This window comes from Aliiroseovarius sp. S2029 (assembly GCF_023195575.1).
GTDB classification, from domain to species: domain Bacteria; phylum Pseudomonadota; class Alphaproteobacteria; order Rhodobacterales; family Rhodobacteraceae; genus Aliiroseovarius; species Aliiroseovarius zhejiangensis.
Map to the genome: position 1 here is coordinate 1 of NZ_JALPQE010000003.1, position 18,114 is coordinate 18,114.

Here is an 18,114-nt window from a genome sequence, read left to right on the forward strand (position 1 = left end):
GCGGTTGTAGCTCAGTTGGTTAGAGTACCGGCCTGTCACGCCGGGGGTCGCGGGTTCGAGCCCCGTCAACCGCGCCACTTCACCACATCGTCAGCCCGTGGTCCGGGCGATATTCTGCCTTCGTTGGCGACCAATAGTCAGGGAAGCAGGATTGTGACGGGCATGGAGAAGCGGGGAATGATGTCGATCTTCGACGACATGCCATTTCCGATCGTCATCATTTTCTGCCTGACCATCGGTCTTGCCCCCTTTGCCCCGCCTCATATCTGGGAAAAGCTGGTGATGCTGTTCTCCGGCACTTTGGTGCGCCCCTTGGACATTCTGGACCTGCTGATGCATGGCGGGCCGTGGGTGATCCTGCTGATCAAGCTGGCGCGGTATTATCGGACCGGTCCGACATCGCGCGAAGGATAAGGATAGGGGGCGGCCCGACACGCCGGGTGCCGGACCAGAGGTTCGCGACCGCTTAGCTCAGCTCCGCCAGAATGCGCGCCCAGCTACGGATACCCTTGTGGAAGCTTTCCAGGTCATATTTCTCGTTCGGGCTGTGGATGTTGTCGTCATCCTTGCCAAAGCCGATCAGCATTGCATCGACGCCCAGAATATCCTTGAAATACCCGGCTATGGGGATCGAGCCACCACACCCTGCGAAGGCCGCCGGAATGCCCCATTCATCTGTCAGCGCCTTGCGGGCCCGTTCAAACATCGGATTGTCGGTCGAGACCTGCGCGGCAGGTGAGCCCTTTTCCGTGCGGTATTCGATGGTGAACCCCTCGGGCAGGCGGTCTTCCAGATAGGCGCGGAAGGTCTTGCGGATCGCGTCGGGATCTTGCTTGCCCACCAGCCGGAAGCTGACCTTGGCCGAAGCTTTGCTGGGCAGCACGGTCTTGAACCCGTCGCCTGTATAACCGCCCCAGATGCCGTTCACGTCGCAGGTGGGGCGTGACCACAGCATTTCGATCGGCATACGGTCCTGTTCGCCCGCCGGGTCTTTCAGCCCGACATCGGCGAGAAAGGCCGCATGGTCGAAATTCAGCCCCTGCCACTGGGCGCGCATGTCGTCCGACAGCTCTTCGACCCCGTCATAAAAGCCGGGCAGGGTGATGCGCCCCGTGTCGTCATGCAGGTCGGCCAGCGCGCGGGTCAGGACGCGGATCGGGTTCATCGCGATGCCGCCATACATTCCCGAATGCAGGTCGCGGTCAGGACCGGTGATGGTGAAATCCTCGCAACTCATGCCGCGCAATTGGGTGATGATCGCGGGCGTTTTTGATTCGAACAGCCCCGTGTCGCAGATCAGAGCGATGTCCGAGGTCAGTTCCTCGCGGTTTTCTTCCATGAACGGAATCAGCGAAGGCGACCCTGATTCTTCCTCGCCCTCGAAAAACAGTGAAATGCGGGCGGGCAGGGTGCCGTGGACGGCAATCCAGGCGCGACAGGCTTCCACGAAAGTCATCAACTGCCCCTTGTCATCCGACGACCCGCGACCCCGGATGACCTTACCTGCGGGCGTGTCTTCCACGGCGGGTTCAAAAGGCGGGCTGTCCCAAAGGTCCAGCGGGTCCACAGGTTGCACGTCATAGTGACCATAGAACATCAGATGCGGCGCATCCGCCGGACCCTCGGCGTGCGCCACCACCATTGGGTGGCCCGGTGTTTGCCGTTTAGAGGCCTGAAAACCAATGGATTTCAGGTCTTCCACCAACCAGTCTGCGGCCTTCTGACATTCAACGGCATAGGCTGGGTCGGTGGAAATGGACGGGATGCGCAGCAGGTCCAGCAGGCGATCCGTTGCGGCGTCAAGATCCGCATCAATGCGGTCCAGAACAGGGTCGAGCGTCATGGAAAGCTCCCATTTCAGGTCATATCGGCGCTGACCCTACCAGCCCGTTTGTCGCTGTCCACCCCGTCCGAAAAGGGGGGCGTGGTGTCGCGGACATCCCAAAAAGGGTTTCGTTTGAGATGGATCAATGTAAAACCCGCGTGCAAACCGTTAACACGGCAAGAAGTGGCATTCGGGGAAAAACATATCTGATTTTCGAATATGTTTGTGAGGTGATACCCTGTATGTTGAGCGAACGAACAGGATCAGACCGGCCAGGAGGGAACCTTGGATTACAATCACGAGCTTGATGCGGCGCTTCAACGCCTGCATGACGAAGGCCGCTATCGCACGTTCATCGAGATCGAACGCCGTCAGGGCCAGTTCCCCCACGCCACCTGGAAGAAACCCGACGGGTCTGAGACCCCCGTGACCGTCTGGTGCGGCAATGACTATCTTGGCATGGGTCAGCACCCCGCCGTGCGCGACGCCATGCACGAAGCGATCGAGGCGACCGGCGCTGGATCGGGCGGGACACGCAACATTTCCGGCACGACCGTGTACCACAAGCGGCTTGAGGCCGAGATCGCGGATTTGCACCGGAAAGAAGACGCGCTGATCTTCACCTCGGCCTATATTGCCAATGACGCGACCCTGTCGACATTGCCCAAGCTGTTTCCCGGCCTGATCATCTATTCCGATGCGCTGAACCATGCCTCGATGATCGAAGGGGTGCGCCGCAATGGTGGCGCGAAACGCATCTTCCGCCACAATGACGTCGCCCATCTGCGTGAATTGCTGGAAGCCGACGATCCTGCTGCTCCCAAGCTGATCGCGTTTGAAAGCGTCTATTCCATGGATGGCGATTTCGGCCCAATCGAAGCCATCTGCGACCTGGCCGATGAGTTCGGCGCGCTGACCTATATCGACGAGGTTCACGCCGTGGGCATGTACGGCCCGCGCGGGGCAGGGGTGACAGAGCGTGACAACCTGGCCAACCGGATCGACATCATCAACGGCACGTTGGCCAAAGCCTATGGGGTGATGGGCGGCTATATCGCGGCTTCGGCCAAGATGTGCGACGCCGTGCGTTCCTATGCGCCGGGCTTCATCTTCACCACCTCGTTGCCACCTGCGGTCGCCGCAGGGGCTGCCGCATCGGTCAAGCACCTGAAAACGGACCAGGCCCTGCGCGATGCACACCAGACCCAGGCCAAGGTCCTGAAAACCCGCCTGAAGGCGCTGGGCTTGCCGATCATCGACCATGATTCGCACATCGTTCCGCTGATTGTCGGCGACCCGGTCCACACCAAACAACTGTCCGATATGTTGTTGGAAAACTTCGGAATTTACGTCCAGCCGATCAACTTCCCGACGGTACCGCGTGGCACTGAGCGGTTGCGGTTCACCCCGTCCCCCGTGCACGGGCCGAAAGAGATGGATGCGCTGATCAACGCGCTTGACCAACTATGGTCACATTGTGAGCTAAATCGCGCCGAACTGTCAGCTTAAGCTGGATCACTGACTGCACATTTTGTGAGAATATGTTAACCTCCGTTCAGGGAAGGCAGCGCACACGAATCGTTGGCTTCAAACGGGACACATGAGGCACGAGGAGCAGCTGTATGATCGGGCGTTGGAACACGCCTCGGGTCGAGGAAGAAGACAAGCCGACGGGCTTTGATTCTTATGACCTGCGGCTAGGCGATGTCATGCGAGGCGAACGCGCCACGCTTGGCAAATCGCTGTTGGATGTCCAGCGTGAATTGAAGATCAAGGCCACCTATATCGCCGCCATCGAAAACGCCGATGTTTCCGCGTTTGAAACGCAGGGTTTCATCGCGGGTTATGTGCGCTCTTATGCCCGCTATCTGGGGATGGACCCGGAATGGGCCTACAAGACCTTTTGCAAGGAAAGCGGATTCACGACGGCGCACGGCCTGTCGGCAAGTGTCTCGAAGCAGACGGATAAATCCAAACCCGTCGCGAAACGGGCCGATCACAGCGGCGACCCGCTGGCAAATCCGAATGCGAACTGGGTGCCCCAGTCCGAAAGCATCTTTGCTGGGATCGAACCCGGTGCAGTCGGATCGGTTGCCGTGCTCGCGGCGCTGATCGGATTGCTTGGCTTTGGCGGATGGTCGGTGCTGCAGGAAATCCAGCGCGTCGATTTCGCGCCGATAGAACAGACACCGGGCGTGCTGGCCGAGTTGCCGGATGTGGGCGATGGGCCCGCATCGTTTCGGGATGAGGACGGGTCTGAGCTGCTGGCCGCAGCGGGGGCGGGTCTGAGCCAGCCGCCATCGGCCGAAGCTCTGGATCGGCTTTACCGCCCGCAGGCCCTGGAGGTTCCTGTCCTGACCCATCGGGATGCGCCGATCTCGACGCTCGATCCGGCGAATGTTGGCGTTCTGGCCGGTGTGACCACGCCCGATCTGGGGGTGGCGCCGACTTCGTTCGGGACGCCCATGAACGGCGCGACGATTGCTGATCGTGATACCCAGCGGCTGGCTGTGAACGAAACGTCGGCGACTGCCGAAGACGATCCGGCCACTGCGGCACCAGCCGTACAGGTGCTGGGCGCGCAAGCCGCCGAGGTCGCGGTGTTCGCCGTGCGTCCCTCGTGGATTCGCATCCAATCGGCGGACGGCACCGTGATCTTTGAGAAAATTCTGGATGCGGGTGAACATTATGTGCTGCCCAAGACCGAACAGGCCCCTGTGATGCGCACCGGCAATGCCGGGTCCGTCTATTTTGCCGTGAACGGCACGGCCTATGGTCCTTCGGGGGACGGCCCGTCGGTGGTGAAAAACGTGGCCCTGTCGCAAGAGGCGCTGACAGAAGCCTTCACCGTCGCAAACATGGAAAACGACGCCGATCTGGCGACCTATGTGGCCGAGTTGAACCTGGCCCGGTAAGCACTGAAATCGCAGCCCGGTCGAGGCGTTGTGTGCTTGTCGCCACGCCCGCCGCGCGCTATCCCTGACCGCAAACCTGTCGGCGAAAGGGGGATCCCCATGTCTCACAATCCAATCCGTCCTTGGCGCAATATCGAACGTCGGAAATCGCGGCAGGTGATGGTGGGCCACGTGCCGGTCGGTGGCGGCGCACCGATTGCCGTGCAAACGATGACGAACACGGACAGCTCGGATGTAAAGGCAACTCTGGCACAGGTGTTGGCGGCGGCCGAGGCCGGGGCCGATATCGTGCGCATCTCGTGCCCGGACGTCGCGTCGACGAAAGCCCTGAAAGAGATCACCGCCGAAAGCCCGGTGCCGATCGTGGCCGACATCCATTTCCACTACAAACGCGCCATCGAAGCGGCCGAAGCGGGCGCGGCCTGTCTGCGGATCAACCCCGGCAACATCGGCGATGAAACCCGCGTACGCGAGGTGATCAAAGCCGCGAAGGACCACGGATGCTCGATCCGTATCGGCGTCAACGCCGGATCGCTGGAACGCCACCTGTTGGAAAAATATGGCGAACCCTGCCCCGAAGCGATGGTGGAAAGTGGGTTGGATCACATCCGCATCCTCGAAGACAATGATTTTCACGACTACAAGATCAGCGTGAAGGCGTCCGATGTGTTCCTGTCTGCCGCCGCCTATCACGGCATTGCCGAGGCAACAGACGCCCCGATTCACCTGGGCATCACCGAAGCGGGCGGGTTTGTGTCCGGCACCATCAAAAGCGCCATCGGTCTGGGCAGCCTTCTTTGGGCCGGAATCGGCGACACGATCCGCGTCAGCCTGTCTGCGGACCCGGTGGAAGAGGTGAAGGTGGGGTTCGAGATCCTCAAAAGCCTTGGGCTGCGCCATCGGGGTGTGAACATCATTTCCTGCCCGTCCTGCGCCCGCCAGGGGTTTGACGTGATCCAGACCGTCGCCACCCTGGAAGAGCGCCTGGCCCATATCCACACCCCGATGAGCCTGTCGATCATCGGTTGCGTGGTCAACGGCCCGGGCGAGGCATTGATGACGGATGTCGGCTTCACTGGCGGCGGCGCCGGGTCGGGTATGGTCTATCTGGCGGGCAAGCAGGATCACAAGCTCGACAATGAAAAGATGATCGACCATATCGTCGACCTTGTCGAAAAGCGTGCCGCGGAGCTCGACGCACAGGCCGAGGCCGCCGCTGAATAACGGGAACAGGGGGCGTCGCCCCCTCGAGCCAAGGGCTCTCACCCCCAGGATATTTTCAGCCAGAAGAACACGGGGGCGGCTTTCCAGCCGTTAAAGGATCGGCAGACTGAATGGTCATGTTTATGCCGCCTACCGCGCGGTTGCGTGTCATCCGCGCTTCTTCTGGCTGAAAATATCCTGGGGTGAGCACCAAGGGTGCGAGGGGCAAGGCCCCTTTGTTCGGGGCCGCCCCTGGTGGTCATTGTGAGATTTGTGTGATGGATCGGATCGGGAAGCGAAGCCCCTCCTGTGTAATCTGCACCAGATCGTTCTCATGCAATACGTACAGGTCGCAGCGGGACATCCCGGTTACGAAGGTGATGCAGGCCGTGCCATCCGCTTCGATCCGGTAGTGCCCGAACCACGTTCCCCCGCCGCCATAAGTGTAGGCGTACCTTCCGCCCGCGTGGAAGACCGACAGAGCCCCGTCATGGAACGTCAGGGTTTGGCCCGTGATCAGGCGGGTCAGGTCTGTTTGGTCAAGCCGGTTATCGGTCGGGCGCGTTTTCCAGTCGCTGGCGAAAAGGGGCGACGCAATCACCAGCATCGAAAGCGTGATCGCACATCGGATGAGTAGTGTCATGGCCCGTCCTTTTTTCGCATGCATTCTGAGCATCATAGCGGGCTGACCTGTCAGGCCGTTTCACGTTTCCGGTCGCAATGGTCACGTCTATGCGAGACGGCCCTTGCGACCCCCGCGCCGTGTTGTCACTTGGGGTTGTCGGCTTGGCAGGTCGGCCAGAACCGCGCGTCGGGCATCGGGTGACAGGCGGGACCAGCCGGCAATCTCGTCCGTCGTGCGATAGCATCCTGTGCAGATGCGCGCCGTCGGGTGAACGACGCAGATCTTGATGCAGGGGCTGTCCACCTCGTCCCTTTTCCAGATGTCGTCCGACATTACAGATGCCTCATTCGGTCCAATACACCTTGCAGGATATACCCGGCGGCAACGTGGTCGATCACCTCGGCGCGACGTTTTCGGGACGTATCCGCCTCGAGCAGAGCGCGCTCGGCGGCGACGGTGGACAGACGTTCATCCCAAAAGGTGATCGGAAGGTCGGTCAGTTTTTCGAGGTTGCGGGCAAAGGCGCGGGTGGATTGGGCGCGTGGGCCTTCGCTGCCATCCATGTTGCGGGGCAGGCCCAGGATCAGACCGCCCAGGTCACGCTCCTTTGCGATTGTCAGCACTCTGGCCGCATCGGCGGTGAACTTGGTGCGCCTGATCGTTTCCAAAGGGGTCGAGATTTGCCGCATCCGGTCGGACACCGCCACGCCGATGGTCTTGGTGCCAAGGTCCAGACCGGCAAGGGCGGTCATCGGGGGCAGGGCGCGGGCGAAGGCCTCGACCGAGTCAAGGATCACGGGGCGACCCCGGCCTGTCGGGCGGCATCGCGTACCATGGTCAGCGCCTCGGGGTGGTCCTTGAACCGGGTTTGTGCTTCGTCCCAGATGGCGCTGGCGCGTTCGGTGTTGCCGACGACGCCCAGCACGCTGATCAGGCGGGCCCATTCCTCGGGCGTGCCGCCTTCGGTGGCGAGCCGGTCAGAGAGCTGGTCGATCATCCCCTGGATCATCGCGGTGCGGTCTTCTTCGCTCATCTCCTGGGCGGCGGCGATGTCGTCGGCGCTGGGGCCGGACAGGTTCGGGGCCGCGGGGCGCGTTGGGGTTTCGGGTGGTGTGTAGTCAACACCGGCATAGGCCGCGAGGCTGCCGATTTGCGAGCGCACCGAGGTCCACCAGATCGCGGTTTCCGGCCCCTCCTCGAGCAGCCCGCGCCACAGGCGGAACGCCATGTCGGGGCGGCCGTTCTGGGCAAACAGCAGGCCGGTATAGTAACGCGCCAGCTGGTGATTGGGGTCACGTGCCATCGCATTTCTGAGCATCTCTTCCGCCTCGGGTGAAATGAAGCCACCGGCGGCGTTGACCAGAAGGTCGGCTTGCCTGACGTAATCATCCGCCGTGGCGGCGTCGCCTTTCACCTCAAGCAGATGTCCCATCGCTTTGCGGGCGGCGATCATGTTGCCAAGGGCGGCTTCGTGTTGGGCCAGCAGGTCCAGCCCCCGCACGTCGTCGGGGTTCTTGGCGACCGCATCGCGCAAGCCCTGAATCAGGTCAAGATAGTCGGCGGGCGCTTCGGCAGGGGGGCCGGGCCAGGGTGGCATGTCGGCTTCGACTTCGGCCTGGCTGGGACGGCTTTCGCGCATCTCCTGGCTCATCGCGATGCGCTTTTCACGTCCCAGATCCTGCAACCCCGGCGAGCCGAGCACCCAGTAAAGCCCGAACGCACCCGTGGCCAACAGAATGGCACAGAGTGCGATCGTGACCTGGCTGATTGTCTGGGGGGCATCCGTTGGCCGGGCCTTGGCCTGTGCGGCCTTGTCGGCTTCCAGCAAGCGGCGCGAAATCTCGACCCGGGCGCGGTCGGCGTCCTGTGCAGTCACGGTGCCGCGCGCCACGTCACGGTCCAGTTCGTTGAGCTGGTCGCGATAGACCTTCATGTCAGAGCTGAGCCGGGTGGCATCGCCATCGGTCAGGTTCTCATCGTTGCGCGGGCGCAGCATCTGCCGCGCCAGAACAAGAATGATGGCAAGGGTCAGCGCCCCGATGATCAGCCAGAAAACCATGTTTCCTCCGCGAGCTTGCGTTTCCCCATGATGTAATGCGCAACGAGGTCAGACAAAACCCTTAAAGACCCCCTGCGACAATCACGTTCTCGCGGGGAAAAGAAAATCGTCGGGCATGTCGCCTTTTTCTTTCCATATGACGCAGGAATACGCTTCGAAATCGTCGCTGAACGCTAAAAAACGACATGAACACTCTGCCCGATCGGGAGAATCGCATGCGACGTTATTCGGCATTTGCCATTGCGCGGGAAGCTGCGCGTTATCATCAGGGATGGGAGCGGGCCTGGGCATCGCCGAAACCCAAGAAGAAATACGATGTGATCATCGTGGGCGCAGGTGGCCACGGGCTGGCCACTGCGTTCTATCTGGGCAAGAATTTCGGCATCACCAATGTGGCGATCATCGAAAAGGGCTGGCTGGGTGGTGGCAACACGGGTCGTAACACGACCATTATTCGCTCGAATTACCTGCAAGACCCTTCGGCGGCGATCTATGAAAAAGCGCGGTCTCTGTACGAGACGATGAGCCAGGACCTGAACTACAACGTCATGTTCAGCCCGCGCGGTGTCATGATGCTGGCGCAGACCGAAAGCGAGGTACGCGGGTATGAGCGCACGGCGCATGCCAACGCGCTGCAAGGTGTGAAGACCGAGTTCATCAGCCCCCAGCGCGTGAAAGAGCTGGTGCCGATCATGAACATCAACGGCCCGCGCTATCCCGTTCTGGGCGCGTTGTGGCAGGACCGCGCGGGCACCGCGCGCCACGACGCGGTGGCGTGGGGCTATGCGCGGGCGTGCTCTGATATGGGCATGGACATCATCCAGAAATGCGAAGTGACTGGCGTGCGCCAATCAGGCGGCAAGGTCACGGGCGTTGACACGAACCAAGGCCAGATTGATTGCGACAAGCTGGCGATGGTGGTGGCGGGCAACGCAAGCCATCTGGCCGATATGGCGGGCTTCCGTCTGCCGATGGAAAGCGTCGCGCTGCAGGCTCTGGTGTCCGAGCCGATCAAACCCTGCATCGACGTGGTCGTGATGGCCAATACTGTGCACGGCTATATGTCTCAGTCCGACAAGGGCGAGCTTGTGATTGGCGGCGGTACCGACGGGTATAACAACTACACCCAGCGCGGATCTTTCCATCACATCGAGGAAACCGTGCGCGCCTTGGTCGAGACCTTCCCGATCATCTCGCGCCTGAAAATGCTGCGCCAATGGGGCGGCATCGTGGACGTGACAGGCGACCGCTCGCCCATCATTGGCAAGACGCCTTTGGGCAACTGCTTCATCAACTGCGGCTGGGGCACCGGCGGCTTCAAGGCCATCCCCGGATCGGGCTGGGCCATGGCCGAAACGGTCGCCAAGGGTGAACCCGGCGCGCTGGCCAGCGCGTTCGGCCTGAACCGCTTCACCGAAGGGCGCTTTATTGATGAAAGCGTGGCGGCGGGGGTGGCGCATTGATGTGGAACCTTTTTGCCTTGCACCGCGTTAAGGGGTTAGAAATGGAAAACAATGGAGCATTCCAATGGCTGACCACAGCAACGTACATCACACCACGACCCGCGAAACCACCCGCGAGGGCGGCAACAGCGGCATCGCCTTCATCGTCGGCGGCCTCGTCGTTGCCGTCATCGTTCTTGCCTTCCTGTTCATGGGCGGGGATGCGGACCGCGCATCCGGCGACCTTAACGTCAATGTCGAAGGCAGCGAAGCAGCGCAACAGATCGAAGGCGCTGCGGAAGGCGCGGCAAATGCTGTTGAAGACGCTGCCCAAGGCGCCGCAAGCGCCGTCGAAGGCGCTGCTGAAAGCGCTGAGCAAGCCGTCGACGACGCAACCAACAACTAACACCCGCACTCAACTGCGCGCAACAGGGCGGCCCCATTGGGGATCCGCCCTTTTGTCGTTGGCAATCTGGGCGGGTGTGGCCCCGAGTTCTACACAGGAGATCGCCCAATGCTGATCCTTGAATGCCCCTATTGCGGCGTGATGGCCGATGAAACGGACCTGCATGGCGGCGGCGAAGCGCATCTGAAGCGTTTTGGCCCCGGATCGTCGGATGATGAATTCGAGACCTATCTGTTTCACCGCAAGAACCCTAAAGGGGTTCATTTTGAGCGCTGGCGGCATGTCTCGGGCTGCGGCAAGTGGTTCCACGCCGCGCGCAACACCGTGACGCTTGAGGTTTACGGCACCTATTCCGCCCAGACCTATGAGCCGCCCAAGGCGATCATCAACGCGGTCAAAAAGAAACACCCTGAATGGGAGGGCTGGACATGAGCACCCGTCTGGCACAGGGCGGTCGTCTGATCGACCGGTCGAAACCGAAAAACTTTACCTTCAACGGCAAACGCATGAAAGGCTACGAAGGCGACACGCTGGCCGCGGCCCTTCTGGGCGAAGACCAGATGCTGGTGGGCCGGTCGTTCAAATATCACCGTCCGCGCGGGATCGTCGCCTCGGGCGCGGAAGAGCCGAACGCCTTGGTCAATCTGGGGCAGGGCGGGCGTTTTGAACCCAACCAGCGCGTCACCACGACCGAGCTGTTTGACGGGCTGACCTGCACCTCGCAAAACCACTGGCCGAGCCTTGAGTTCGACGTGGGCGTTGTGAACAACTATGCCGCGCGCTTCCTGCCGGCAGGGTTCTATTACAAGACCTTCATGGCGCCGCAGGCGGCTTGGAAACACGTGTTCGAGCCGATCATCCGTAAATCCGCTGGGCTGGGCCAGGTGCCGACCGAGGCGGACGTGGATCGGTATGAGCATTACTATCACCACACGGATGTGGTCGTGATCGGTGGCGGTGTCGCGGGTCTGGCCGCTGCTTTGGCCGCTGGTCGGTCGGGCGCGAAGGTTCTGGTGATGGAGCAGACCCACCACTGGGGCGGACGTGCGCCTGTGGATGGCGGCGAGATCGACGGGCAGACGCCAGACGACTGGATCGCCGCGACATTGGCCGAGCTGGAGGGCATGGACAATGTTACCCTGCGCACCCGCATGATGGGGTCCGGGGTATATGACCACGGCTATGTGCTGGGCTATGAACGTGTGGCCGATCACACGCCGGGCGACGAACGTCCGCGTCACCGCCTGTGGCGCATCCGGGCCAAGCAGATCGTCACCGCAACGGGTGCGATCGAACGGCCGTTGTCTTTTGCGGGCAACGACATTCCCGGCGTGATGCTGGCCTCGGCCGTGCGTGATTATGCCGTGAACTGGGGCGTGTCCGTAGGCGACCGGACCGTGGTCGTGACCAACAATGACGACGCCTATCGCACCGCGCTGGCGTTGAAAGAGGCGGGGCTTGAAGTGCCTGTGATCCTCGATGCACGCGCCGAGGCCACCGGCCCACTTGCCGAAGCGGCCCGTGCTGCGGGCATCCGGGTGGAACCCGGCCGGGCGATTGCCAAGGTCAATGGTGGCAAGCGCGTCACCGGGGTTTCGATCTGCCTTCAGGCGGGCGAGGGCGCCGCACTGGAAGAAATCGCCTGTGACGCGGTCGCCATGTCGGGCGGCTGGTCGCCAGTGGTGCACCTGTGGTCCCATTGTGGCGGCAAGCTGGTCTGGGATGAAACGCAGTCGCATTTCCGCCCCGATCCCGACCGTGCGCCGACCAGCCATGACGGTAAACCCTTCGTGGTGACGGCTGGGTCGGCATCGGGCGCAATGAGCCTTTCGGATAGCCTGACTGATGCTTACGAGGCAGGTAAGGCCGCGGCGAAGGCGGCTGGCGGCAAAGCCGTGCGCAAGGCTGGCCCCAAAGCCAAGGCCGAAGAGGCGCAGCCGATGGCCCCCGTCTGGATCATGCCGCAGGGTGCGGGGCATCAGAAGCGCATGAAAATGTGGCTGGACTATCAGAACGACGTGAAGGTGTCGGACGTGCAACTTGCAGCCCGCGAGGGTTACGAGAGCGTCGAGCATACCAAGCGTTACACCACCTTGGGCATGGCCACAGATCAGGGGAAGCTTTCCAATATCAACGGCTTGGCCGTTCTTTCTGATGCATTGGGTCAACCCATTCCGGCGACCGGCACAACCACATTCCGCCCGCCTTACACGCCGATCAGCTTCGGTGCGATTGCAGGCGAAGCCCGCCACGAAATCTTCCAGCCGATCCGTCGCACGCCGATGCATCAGTGGCACGAAGACGCGGGCGCTTATATGGAACCTGTCGGCCATTGGCGTCGCCCCTACTGCTATGCCAAGCCGGGTGAAACCAACGAACAGGCTGTGCATCGCGAGGTTCTGAACACCCGCGAAAATCTCGGGCTACTGGATGCCTCGACGCTGGGCAAGCTGATCGTGAAGGGGCCGGATGCAGGCAAGTTCCTGGACATGATGTATACCAACATGATGTCAAACTTGGCGGTGGGCAAATGCCGCTATGGTCTGATGTGCTCGGAAAACGGGTTCCTGTCGGACGACGGCGTTGTGGCCCGGATCGACGAGGACACTTGGCTCTGCCACACCACGTCCGGTGGCGCTGATCGCATTCATGCGTGGATGGAGGAATGGCTGCAAACCGAATGGTGGGACTGGAAAGTCTATGTCGCCAACGTGACCGAGCAACTGGCACAGGTCGCCGTGGTCGGTCCCAACGCGCGCAAGCTGCTAGAAAAGCTGGGCGGCATGGACGTGTCCAAGGACACGCTGCCCTTCATGCAATGGAAGGACGGCACCATCGGCGGGTTCGATGCGCGGGTCTATCGCATCTCGTTCTCGGGCGAACTGTCGTATGAAATCGCCGTGCCCGCCAGTCAGGGCCGTGCTTTTTGGGATGCGCTGCTGGAGGCCGGGGAAGAATTTGGCGTCATGCCATACGGCACCGAATGTCTGCACATCATGCGGGCCGAGAAGGGCTTTATCATGATTGGCGACGAAACCGACGGCACCGTGATCCCGCAGGATCTGGTGCTGAACTGGGCGATTTCGAAGAAGAAAGAGGACTTCCTTGGCAAACGCGCGCAGCAACGCAGTCATATGACCGACCCGGATCGCTGGAAACTGGTGGGGCTTGAAACGCTGGACGGGTCCGTCCTGCCCGATGGTGCCTATGCGGTAGGCGAGGGTGATAACGAATACGGTCAACGCAACATGATTGGTCGCGTGACCTCGACCTATTATTCGCCGATGCTGAAGAAAGGCATCGCGATGGGGCTTGTGAAACACGGTCCCGACCGCATGGGCGAGGTCTTGGACTTCCCCACAGTCGATGGGTCCAACACGGTGATCAAGGCGCGGATCTGCGATCCGGTCTTCTATGACAAGGACGGGGAGAAGCAGAATGTCTAATGCTGTTTCCGCGCTGCAAGGCGCGTCGTTTGATGGCTATTGCAAAGTTGAAGAGGCAGGATTGGTCGGCATGATCACCCTGCGTGGTGATCTGTCGTCGCCTGCGGTCGCCAAGGCGGTCAAGGCCGCCACCGGGGCCGAACTGCCGGGGCAGGGTGAGATTACCGAAGGCGCCAAGGGGCGCGTCGGTTGGATGTCACCGGACGAACTGCTGCTGATCGTCGATCACGCCGAAGCCTCTGCCATCGTAGAAGCTGCGACCAAGGCTGTGGGGAACGAGCATTCCTTGGTGGTCAATGTCTCGGACGCGCGCGCAGTCTTTCGTGTGACCGGGGCAGCCTGCCGAGAAGTGATCGCCAAACTGGCGCCTGCCGACACCTCGGTCATGCAGCCGGGCATGCTGCGCCGCACTCGGATCGCCCAGATCCCGGCCGCGTTCTTTCTGGAAGATGATGAAACCGCCGTGCTGGTCTGTTTCCGCTCGGTCGCGCAATACGCGTTTGACATCCTGTCCGATGCCGCCAAGCGAGGGGGCGAGGTGGTCTGACTCACCTGTTTCACCCGCGACAAGGGTGATAAGCGTATCTGAGGGCAGGGTTTTCCGCCTTGCCCCTTGACCTTCCCCCGCCTGCTACCCCATCTAGGACGTAACGGAAACACGTATGAACAGGGGGCTAGAAATGGCTTTTGAACTTCCCGATCTTCCTTACGCACACGACGCGCTTGCCGATTTGGGCATGTCGGCGGAAACGCTGGAATATCACCACGACCTACACCACAAGGCCTATGTCGACAATGGCAACAAGCTGATTGCCGGGACCGAGTGGGAAAACAAGTCGCTGGAAGACATCATCACCGGCACCTATGACAAGAACGCCGTGGCGCAGAACGGCATTTTCAACAACATCAGCCAGCTGTGGAACCATAACCAATTCTGGGAAATGATGGGTCCGGGCAAAACAGCCATGCCGGGTGAGCTTGAAAAAGCGATCACAGAAAGCTTTGGCTCGGTTGACGAGTTCAAGTCGCAATTTGCTGCGGCTGGTGCGGGGCAGTTCGGCTCGGGTTGGGCCTGGCTGGTGAAGGACACGGATGGTAGCCTGAAAGTCACCAAGACCGAAAACGGCGTGAACCCGCTGTGCTTTGGTCAGACCGCGCTGCTGGGCTGCGACGTGTGGGAGCATTCCTATTACATCGACTTCCGCAACAAGCGTCCGGCCTATCTGGACAACTTCCTGAACAACCTCGTGAACTGGGAAAACGTGGCCTCGCGCCTGTAACCCAATGACGGGCAGGCGGCGGAAGCCGTGGCCATGCCCATCACGAAATGTCATGGCGGTCGCCCCTTGGGCGGCCGCTTTTTTTGTGCCAAGACAGATCGGTGACCAAAGGGGGGGGCGCGGAGTGACCGATACCATGAAAGGGGTGGTGGCGATTGTTGCCGCCTGTGTTGTCTGGGGCCTGTCGCCACTGTTTTACAAGCTGCTGGAGCATGTGCCACCGCTGGAACTGCTCAGCCATCGCACGATCTGGTCGCTGGCGATTTTTGGAACCATCCTCGCCGTGCAGGGTCGTTTGGGCGAACTTCCGGCCCTGCTTCGGGGCCGCTCTGCGTTGCTGGTGGTGTTGGCCGCGCTTGTGATCTCGGTCAACTGGGGCGGGTTCATCCTGTCGGTTCAGATCGGAATGGTGGTTCAGGCCAGCCTGGGCTATTTCATCTTTCCACTGATCATGGTGGTGCTGGGGCGCATCTTGTTCGGTGAACGGATCACACGCGGCAAGGCGATCGCGCTGTTTCTTGCCGGGACGGCGGTGCTGACGCTGACCTTGGGGCTGGGCGTGGCGCCGTGGCTGTCGCTGCTGCTGGGTGGAACATTCGCGATCTATGGAGTGATCAAGAAGACGCTCACCTCAGGGCCGATCCTGTCCGTCACCGCCGAGGTGCTGTTGCTGGCGCCCTTCGCCATGGTCTGGCTGTTCGGCACCCACATGGCGGGGTGGCAGGGGATCGTCGGACGCACGGGCGGCGTGTTCGGCACCCATCTTTGGGACAGCGCGCTGCTGGTCGCGTCGGGTCTGATCACGGCGGTGCCGCTGATGCTGTTCAGCTTCGCGTCACGCCGGCTGGCCTTGTCCACGGTGGGGCTGGTGCAATACCTGAACCCCAGTCTACAGTTCACCTGCGCGGTCGCCATTCTGGGCGAGCAAGTGACGCTGTGGCACATGATCGCCTTCCCCCTCATCTGGCTTGCGCTCGCGATTTACTCTGCCGAGGCCTATCGTCAGGACAGGGCGGCGCGCAGGGCCGTGATTGCCTGATCCACATCCGACACGACGGTGATGAAGCCGCGCAGGCTGTCTTCGGCGAACCCCTGGTCGATCACGTGATCCATCAGCGTGATCAGCGGATCCCAGAACCCGTTTACGTTCATCAGCAGGATTGGCTTGGCATGCAGACCAAGCTGGCGCCATGTCAGAACCTCGAAAAACTCGTCCAGCGATCCGGCCCCGCCGGGCAGGACCACAACGGCGTCCGAGTTCATGAACATGACTTTTTTGCGCTCGTGCATGTTCTCGGTCACGATGAAGGTGGTCAGGTCGCGCTTGCCGACCTCCCATTTCATCAGGTGCTGAGGTATGACGCCAAACGTCTCGGCACCCTCGATCTGGGCGGCAACGGCGACCGTGCCCATCAACCCGACATCCCCGGCCCCATAGACCAGCCGCCACCCGTTCTGTGCCAAGGCGGTGCCCAGTGTTGTTGCCATCTCGCGATAGGCGGGATCAGCGCCGAAGCGCGAGCCGCAGTAAACGCAGACCGATGCCGTGTGCTCTGTCATGGATGTCCCTGTTTGTTGCTGCCAGAATGATCTTTTGACCGGTGTTAGCGGTATTGCTACTGTCGAACAAGCGGCGCGGCGAAAAGATCGCCCGACAGGGGACGCATATGACGACCGAGACAGGCAACACCGGGAACAGGACCGGATATTTCGTGGTGGCAGGGGTTGTTCTGGCCCTTGGCGCGGGCTTGGCCTTGTATTTTGGGACAAGAGACCGGGATGCCGTCGACCCAAACCCGGTCGCGCAGACGCCGGTCCCGACGAATACGCCCCAAGCGGCCGAGACATCCCCGGCAGATACAGTGCCCACTCCGGCGCCTGATACAGATGCTGCAGCCGCGCTTCCCCCAAAAAGTGACGATCAAGCCAAGGAAATGGCCGGGGATTCGCCGGGATCAGAGGATGCCACGCCGGGTTTTGACGTGGTTCGCGTCGATCCCGAAGGCAATGCCGTGATTGCCGGGCACGCTGCCCCCGGAAGCACCGTTCAACTGACCCTTGATGGCGCACCACTGGAAGACGTGACAGTCGGCAGCGACGGGAACTTCGTGGCGCTGCTGGACTTGCCGATCACCGCACCCGGTGCTCTGGGCCTGACGATGCTGGATGACAGTGGGCAAGCGATCGAAAACGGCCAAAGCCCGCAAACCGTGCTGATTGCCCCGACCCGTCCTGTCCCGGATACAGCAGCCGTTGCAGAAGCCGAAGAGGTGGCCGAGGCGCCGGAAACGGGCGACACGCTTGCGCCGTCCGGGGAAGGCGCGTCCAGCCCGGACGGCTCGGACACCGTTGCCTCAGCGCCTCAGGTGCTGCTGGCGGATGATGAGGGTATCGCTGTCTTGCAGGATGGCACCGGCCGACCGCAGGTCGACAATATCGTCATTGACGCCATCACCTACGATGATGCAGGCGATGTGGCCCTGTCCGGACGCGGGCAAGGCGGTGCCAATCTGCGCGTTTATCTGGACAACGAGCCGATTGAGATCGGGGAAGTGTCGGAAAGTGGCCAATGGCGTGTGCCGCTGCCCGAGGTGGACGGCGGCGTTTACACGCTGCGCGTCGATGAACTGGCCGCGGACGGAACTGTCACATCGCGCACTGAAACACCCTTCAAACGTGAAGAACCCGCCCAGTTGACCACCGCCAATTCAGGTTCAAAGACGCCCACAACACGGGTCGCAGCGGTGACGGTACAGCCAGGATCAACCCTGTGGGCCATCGCGCGCGAACATTTGGGCGAAGGGCCGCTTTACGTGCGCGTCTTTGCCGCCAATCGCGGGCAAATCCGTGACCCCGACCTGATCTATCCCGGGCAGGTCTTTACCATACCGGACCCGGAGTGATCCATGCACG

General features: G+C 61.5%; 18 protein-coding genes and 1 tRNA gene. 13 read left to right on the plus strand and 6 right to left on the minus strand.

Going from position 1 to position 18,114, the window contains the following annotated elements; all coding sequences use genetic code 11:
• Together MUY21_RS06895 and MUY21_RS06900 are read left to right on the plus strand one after the other, a co-directional pair.
• A tRNA-Asp gene (locus MUY21_RS06895) sits at positions 1 to 77 on the plus strand.
• A 100-nt stretch (positions 78 to 177) separates the two neighbouring features.
• Positions 178 to 414, plus strand: a complete 237-nt coding sequence (locus MUY21_RS06900) for an RND transporter (protein WP_248409599.1) — start codon at positions 178 to 180, stop codon at positions 412 to 414.
• Between the two features lie 52 nt (positions 415 to 466).
• On the opposite strand, the gene MUY21_RS06905 is transcribed toward MUY21_RS06900, so the two are convergent.
• Complete coding sequence (locus MUY21_RS06905; protein WP_248409600.1) at positions 467 to 1,843, minus strand: M20/M25/M40 family metallo-hydrolase; 1,377 nt, start codon at positions 1,841 to 1,843, stop codon at positions 467 to 469.
• A gap of 267 nt (positions 1,844 to 2,110) precedes the next feature.
• On the opposite strand from MUY21_RS06905, the gene hemA reads away from it, so the two are divergent.
• The 3 genes from hemA to ispG all read left to right on the plus strand — a co-directional run bounded on the left by hemA (position 2,111) and on the right by ispG (position 5,964).
• The gene (gene hemA / locus MUY21_RS06910; RefSeq protein ID WP_248409601.1) at positions 2,111 to 3,334 is read left to right on the plus strand and encodes a 5-aminolevulinate synthase; all 1,224 of its coding nucleotides are present in this window, start codon (positions 2,111 to 2,113) and stop codon (positions 3,332 to 3,334) included.
• 113 nt (positions 3,335 to 3,447) lie between these two features.
• Positions 3,448 to 4,740 carry a helix-turn-helix domain-containing protein gene (locus MUY21_RS06915; protein ID WP_248409602.1) on the plus strand — a complete coding sequence of 431 codons (1,293 nt, stop codon included), beginning with the start codon at positions 3,448 to 3,450 and terminating at the stop codon, positions 4,738 to 4,740.
• 99 nt (positions 4,741 to 4,839) lie between these two features.
• Positions 4,840 to 5,964, plus strand: a complete 1,125-nt coding sequence (ispG, locus tag MUY21_RS06920; RefSeq protein ID WP_248409603.1) for a flavodoxin-dependent (E)-4-hydroxy-3-methylbut-2-enyl-diphosphate synthase — start codon at positions 4,840 to 4,842, stop codon at positions 5,962 to 5,964.
• A 238-nt stretch (positions 5,965 to 6,202) separates the two neighbouring features.
• On the opposite strand, the gene MUY21_RS06925 is transcribed toward ispG, so the two are convergent.
• The 4 genes from MUY21_RS06925 to ccmI all read right to left on the minus strand — a co-directional run bounded on the left by MUY21_RS06925 (position 6,203) and on the right by ccmI (position 8,627).
• Entirely contained in the window at positions 6,203 to 6,586 is a 384-nt protein-coding gene (locus MUY21_RS06925) for a hypothetical protein (RefSeq protein ID WP_248409604.1), read from the minus strand.
• Positions 6,587 to 6,673: 87 nt separating this feature from the next.
• Complete coding sequence (locus MUY21_RS06930; protein WP_248409605.1) at positions 6,674 to 6,901, minus strand: DUF1289 domain-containing protein; 228 nt, start codon at positions 6,899 to 6,901, stop codon at positions 6,674 to 6,676.
• Positions 6,901 to 7,365, minus strand: a complete 465-nt coding sequence (gene ruvX, locus MUY21_RS06935) for a Holliday junction resolvase RuvX (protein ID WP_248409606.1) — start codon at positions 7,363 to 7,365, stop codon at positions 6,901 to 6,903. The genes MUY21_RS06930 and ruvX overlap by 1 nt, the downstream gene beginning before the upstream one ends.
• Positions 7,362 to 8,627 carry a c-type cytochrome biogenesis protein CcmI gene (ccmI, locus tag MUY21_RS06940; RefSeq protein WP_248409607.1) on the minus strand — a complete coding sequence of 422 codons (1,266 nt, stop codon included), beginning with the start codon at positions 8,625 to 8,627 and terminating at the stop codon, positions 7,362 to 7,364. Before ccmI ends, ruvX begins: the two co-directional genes overlap by 4 nt.
• Before the next feature lie 215 nt (positions 8,628 to 8,842).
• On the opposite strand from ccmI, the gene MUY21_RS06945 reads away from it, so the two are divergent.
• The 7 genes from MUY21_RS06945 (at position 8,843) to rarD (ending at position 16,240) form a co-directional block, all read left to right on the plus strand.
• On the plus strand, positions 8,843 to 10,090 hold the full coding sequence (locus tag MUY21_RS06945; RefSeq protein ID WP_248409608.1) for a sarcosine oxidase subunit beta family protein: 1,248 nt from the start codon (positions 8,843 to 8,845) through the stop codon (positions 10,088 to 10,090).
• A 64-nt stretch (positions 10,091 to 10,154) separates the two neighbouring features.
• Positions 10,155 to 10,475, plus strand: coding sequence for a hypothetical protein (locus MUY21_RS06950; RefSeq protein WP_248409609.1), 321 nt, complete (start codon positions 10,155 to 10,157; stop codon positions 10,473 to 10,475).
• A 108-nt stretch (positions 10,476 to 10,583) separates the two neighbouring features.
• Positions 10,584 to 10,907, plus strand: a complete 324-nt coding sequence (locus MUY21_RS06955; RefSeq protein WP_248409610.1) for a sarcosine oxidase subunit delta — start codon at positions 10,584 to 10,586, stop codon at positions 10,905 to 10,907.
• A complete protein-coding gene (locus MUY21_RS06960) occupies positions 10,904 to 13,921 on the plus strand; it encodes a sarcosine oxidase subunit alpha family protein (RefSeq protein WP_248409611.1) in 3,018 nt (1,005 codons plus the stop codon). Before MUY21_RS06955 ends, MUY21_RS06960 begins: the two co-directional genes overlap by 4 nt.
• Positions 13,914 to 14,468: a sarcosine oxidase subunit gamma family protein gene (locus MUY21_RS06965; protein WP_248409612.1), complete on the plus strand. Its 555-nt coding sequence runs from the start codon at positions 13,914 to 13,916 to the stop codon at positions 14,466 to 14,468. Before MUY21_RS06960 ends, MUY21_RS06965 begins: the two co-directional genes overlap by 8 nt.
• Positions 14,469 to 14,601: 133 nt before the next feature.
• On the plus strand, positions 14,602 to 15,201 hold the full coding sequence (locus MUY21_RS06970) for a superoxide dismutase (protein ID WP_191284707.1): 600 nt from the start codon (positions 14,602 to 14,604) through the stop codon (positions 15,199 to 15,201).
• A gap of 124 nt (positions 15,202 to 15,325) precedes the next feature.
• On the plus strand, positions 15,326 to 16,240 hold the full coding sequence (gene rarD / locus MUY21_RS06975; RefSeq protein ID WP_248409613.1) for an EamA family transporter RarD: 915 nt from the start codon (positions 15,326 to 15,328) through the stop codon (positions 16,238 to 16,240).
• Here the strand turns inward: rarD and MUY21_RS06980 are convergent.
• Positions 16,204 to 16,761 (minus strand): TIGR00730 family Rossman fold protein, encoded by a 558-nt coding sequence (locus MUY21_RS06980; protein WP_248409614.1) that lies wholly within the window; start codon positions 16,759 to 16,761, stop codon positions 16,204 to 16,206. The two genes, rarD and MUY21_RS06980, sit on opposite strands and share 37 nt — an antisense overlap.
• Before the next feature lie 107 nt (positions 16,762 to 16,868).
• Here MUY21_RS06980 and MUY21_RS06985 point away from each other — a divergent pair, with 107 nt between their 5' ends.
• Complete coding sequence (locus MUY21_RS06985; protein ID WP_248409615.1) at positions 16,869 to 18,104, plus strand: LysM peptidoglycan-binding domain-containing protein; 1,236 nt, start codon at positions 16,869 to 16,871, stop codon at positions 18,102 to 18,104.
• The last annotated feature ends 10 nt before the right edge of the window (positions 18,105 to 18,114 follow it).

Excerpts from the sequence above, each read along its gene's own strand:
- MUY21_RS06970 (WP_191284707.1), top strand. The coding sequence starts at position 14,602 with ATGGCTTTTGAACTTCCCGATCTTCCTTACGCACACGACGCGCTTGCC.
- ccmI (WP_248409607.1), bottom strand. The coding sequence starts at position 8,627 with ATGGTTTTCTGGCTGATCATCGGGGCGCTGACCCTTGCCATCATTCTT.
- MUY21_RS06945 (WP_248409608.1), top strand. The coding sequence starts at position 8,843 with ATGCGACGTTATTCGGCATTTGCCATTGCGCGGGAAGCTGCGCGTTAT.
- MUY21_RS06915 (WP_248409602.1), top strand. The coding sequence starts at position 3,448 with ATGATCGGGCGTTGGAACACGCCTCGGGTCGAGGAAGAAGACAAGCCG.
- MUY21_RS06965 (WP_248409612.1), top strand. The coding sequence starts at position 13,914 with ATGTCTAATGCTGTTTCCGCGCTGCAAGGCGCGTCGTTTGATGGCTAT.
- MUY21_RS06950 (WP_248409609.1), top strand. The coding sequence starts at position 10,155 with ATGGCTGACCACAGCAACGTACATCACACCACGACCCGCGAAACCACC.
- MUY21_RS06980 (WP_248409614.1), bottom strand. The coding sequence starts at position 16,761 with ATGACAGAGCACACGGCATCGGTCTGCGTTTACTGCGGCTCGCGCTTC.
- MUY21_RS06955 (WP_248409610.1), top strand. The coding sequence starts at position 10,584 with ATGCTGATCCTTGAATGCCCCTATTGCGGCGTGATGGCCGATGAAACG.
- MUY21_RS06985 (WP_248409615.1), top strand. The coding sequence starts at position 16,869 with ATGACGACCGAGACAGGCAACACCGGGAACAGGACCGGATATTTCGTG.
- MUY21_RS06900 (WP_248409599.1), top strand. The coding sequence starts at position 178 with ATGATGTCGATCTTCGACGACATGCCATTTCCGATCGTCATCATTTTC.
- MUY21_RS06960 (WP_248409611.1), top strand. The coding sequence starts at position 10,904 with ATGAGCACCCGTCTGGCACAGGGCGGTCGTCTGATCGACCGGTCGAAA.
- MUY21_RS06925 (WP_248409604.1), bottom strand. The coding sequence starts at position 6,586 with ATGACACTACTCATCCGATGTGCGATCACGCTTTCGATGCTGGTGATT.
- MUY21_RS06930 (WP_248409605.1), bottom strand. The coding sequence starts at position 6,901 with ATGTCGGACGACATCTGGAAAAGGGACGAGGTGGACAGCCCCTGCATC.
- MUY21_RS06905 (WP_248409600.1), bottom strand. The coding sequence starts at position 1,843 with ATGACGCTCGACCCTGTTCTGGACCGCATTGATGCGGATCTTGACGCC.
- ispG (WP_248409603.1), top strand. The coding sequence starts at position 4,840 with ATGTCTCACAATCCAATCCGTCCTTGGCGCAATATCGAACGTCGGAAA.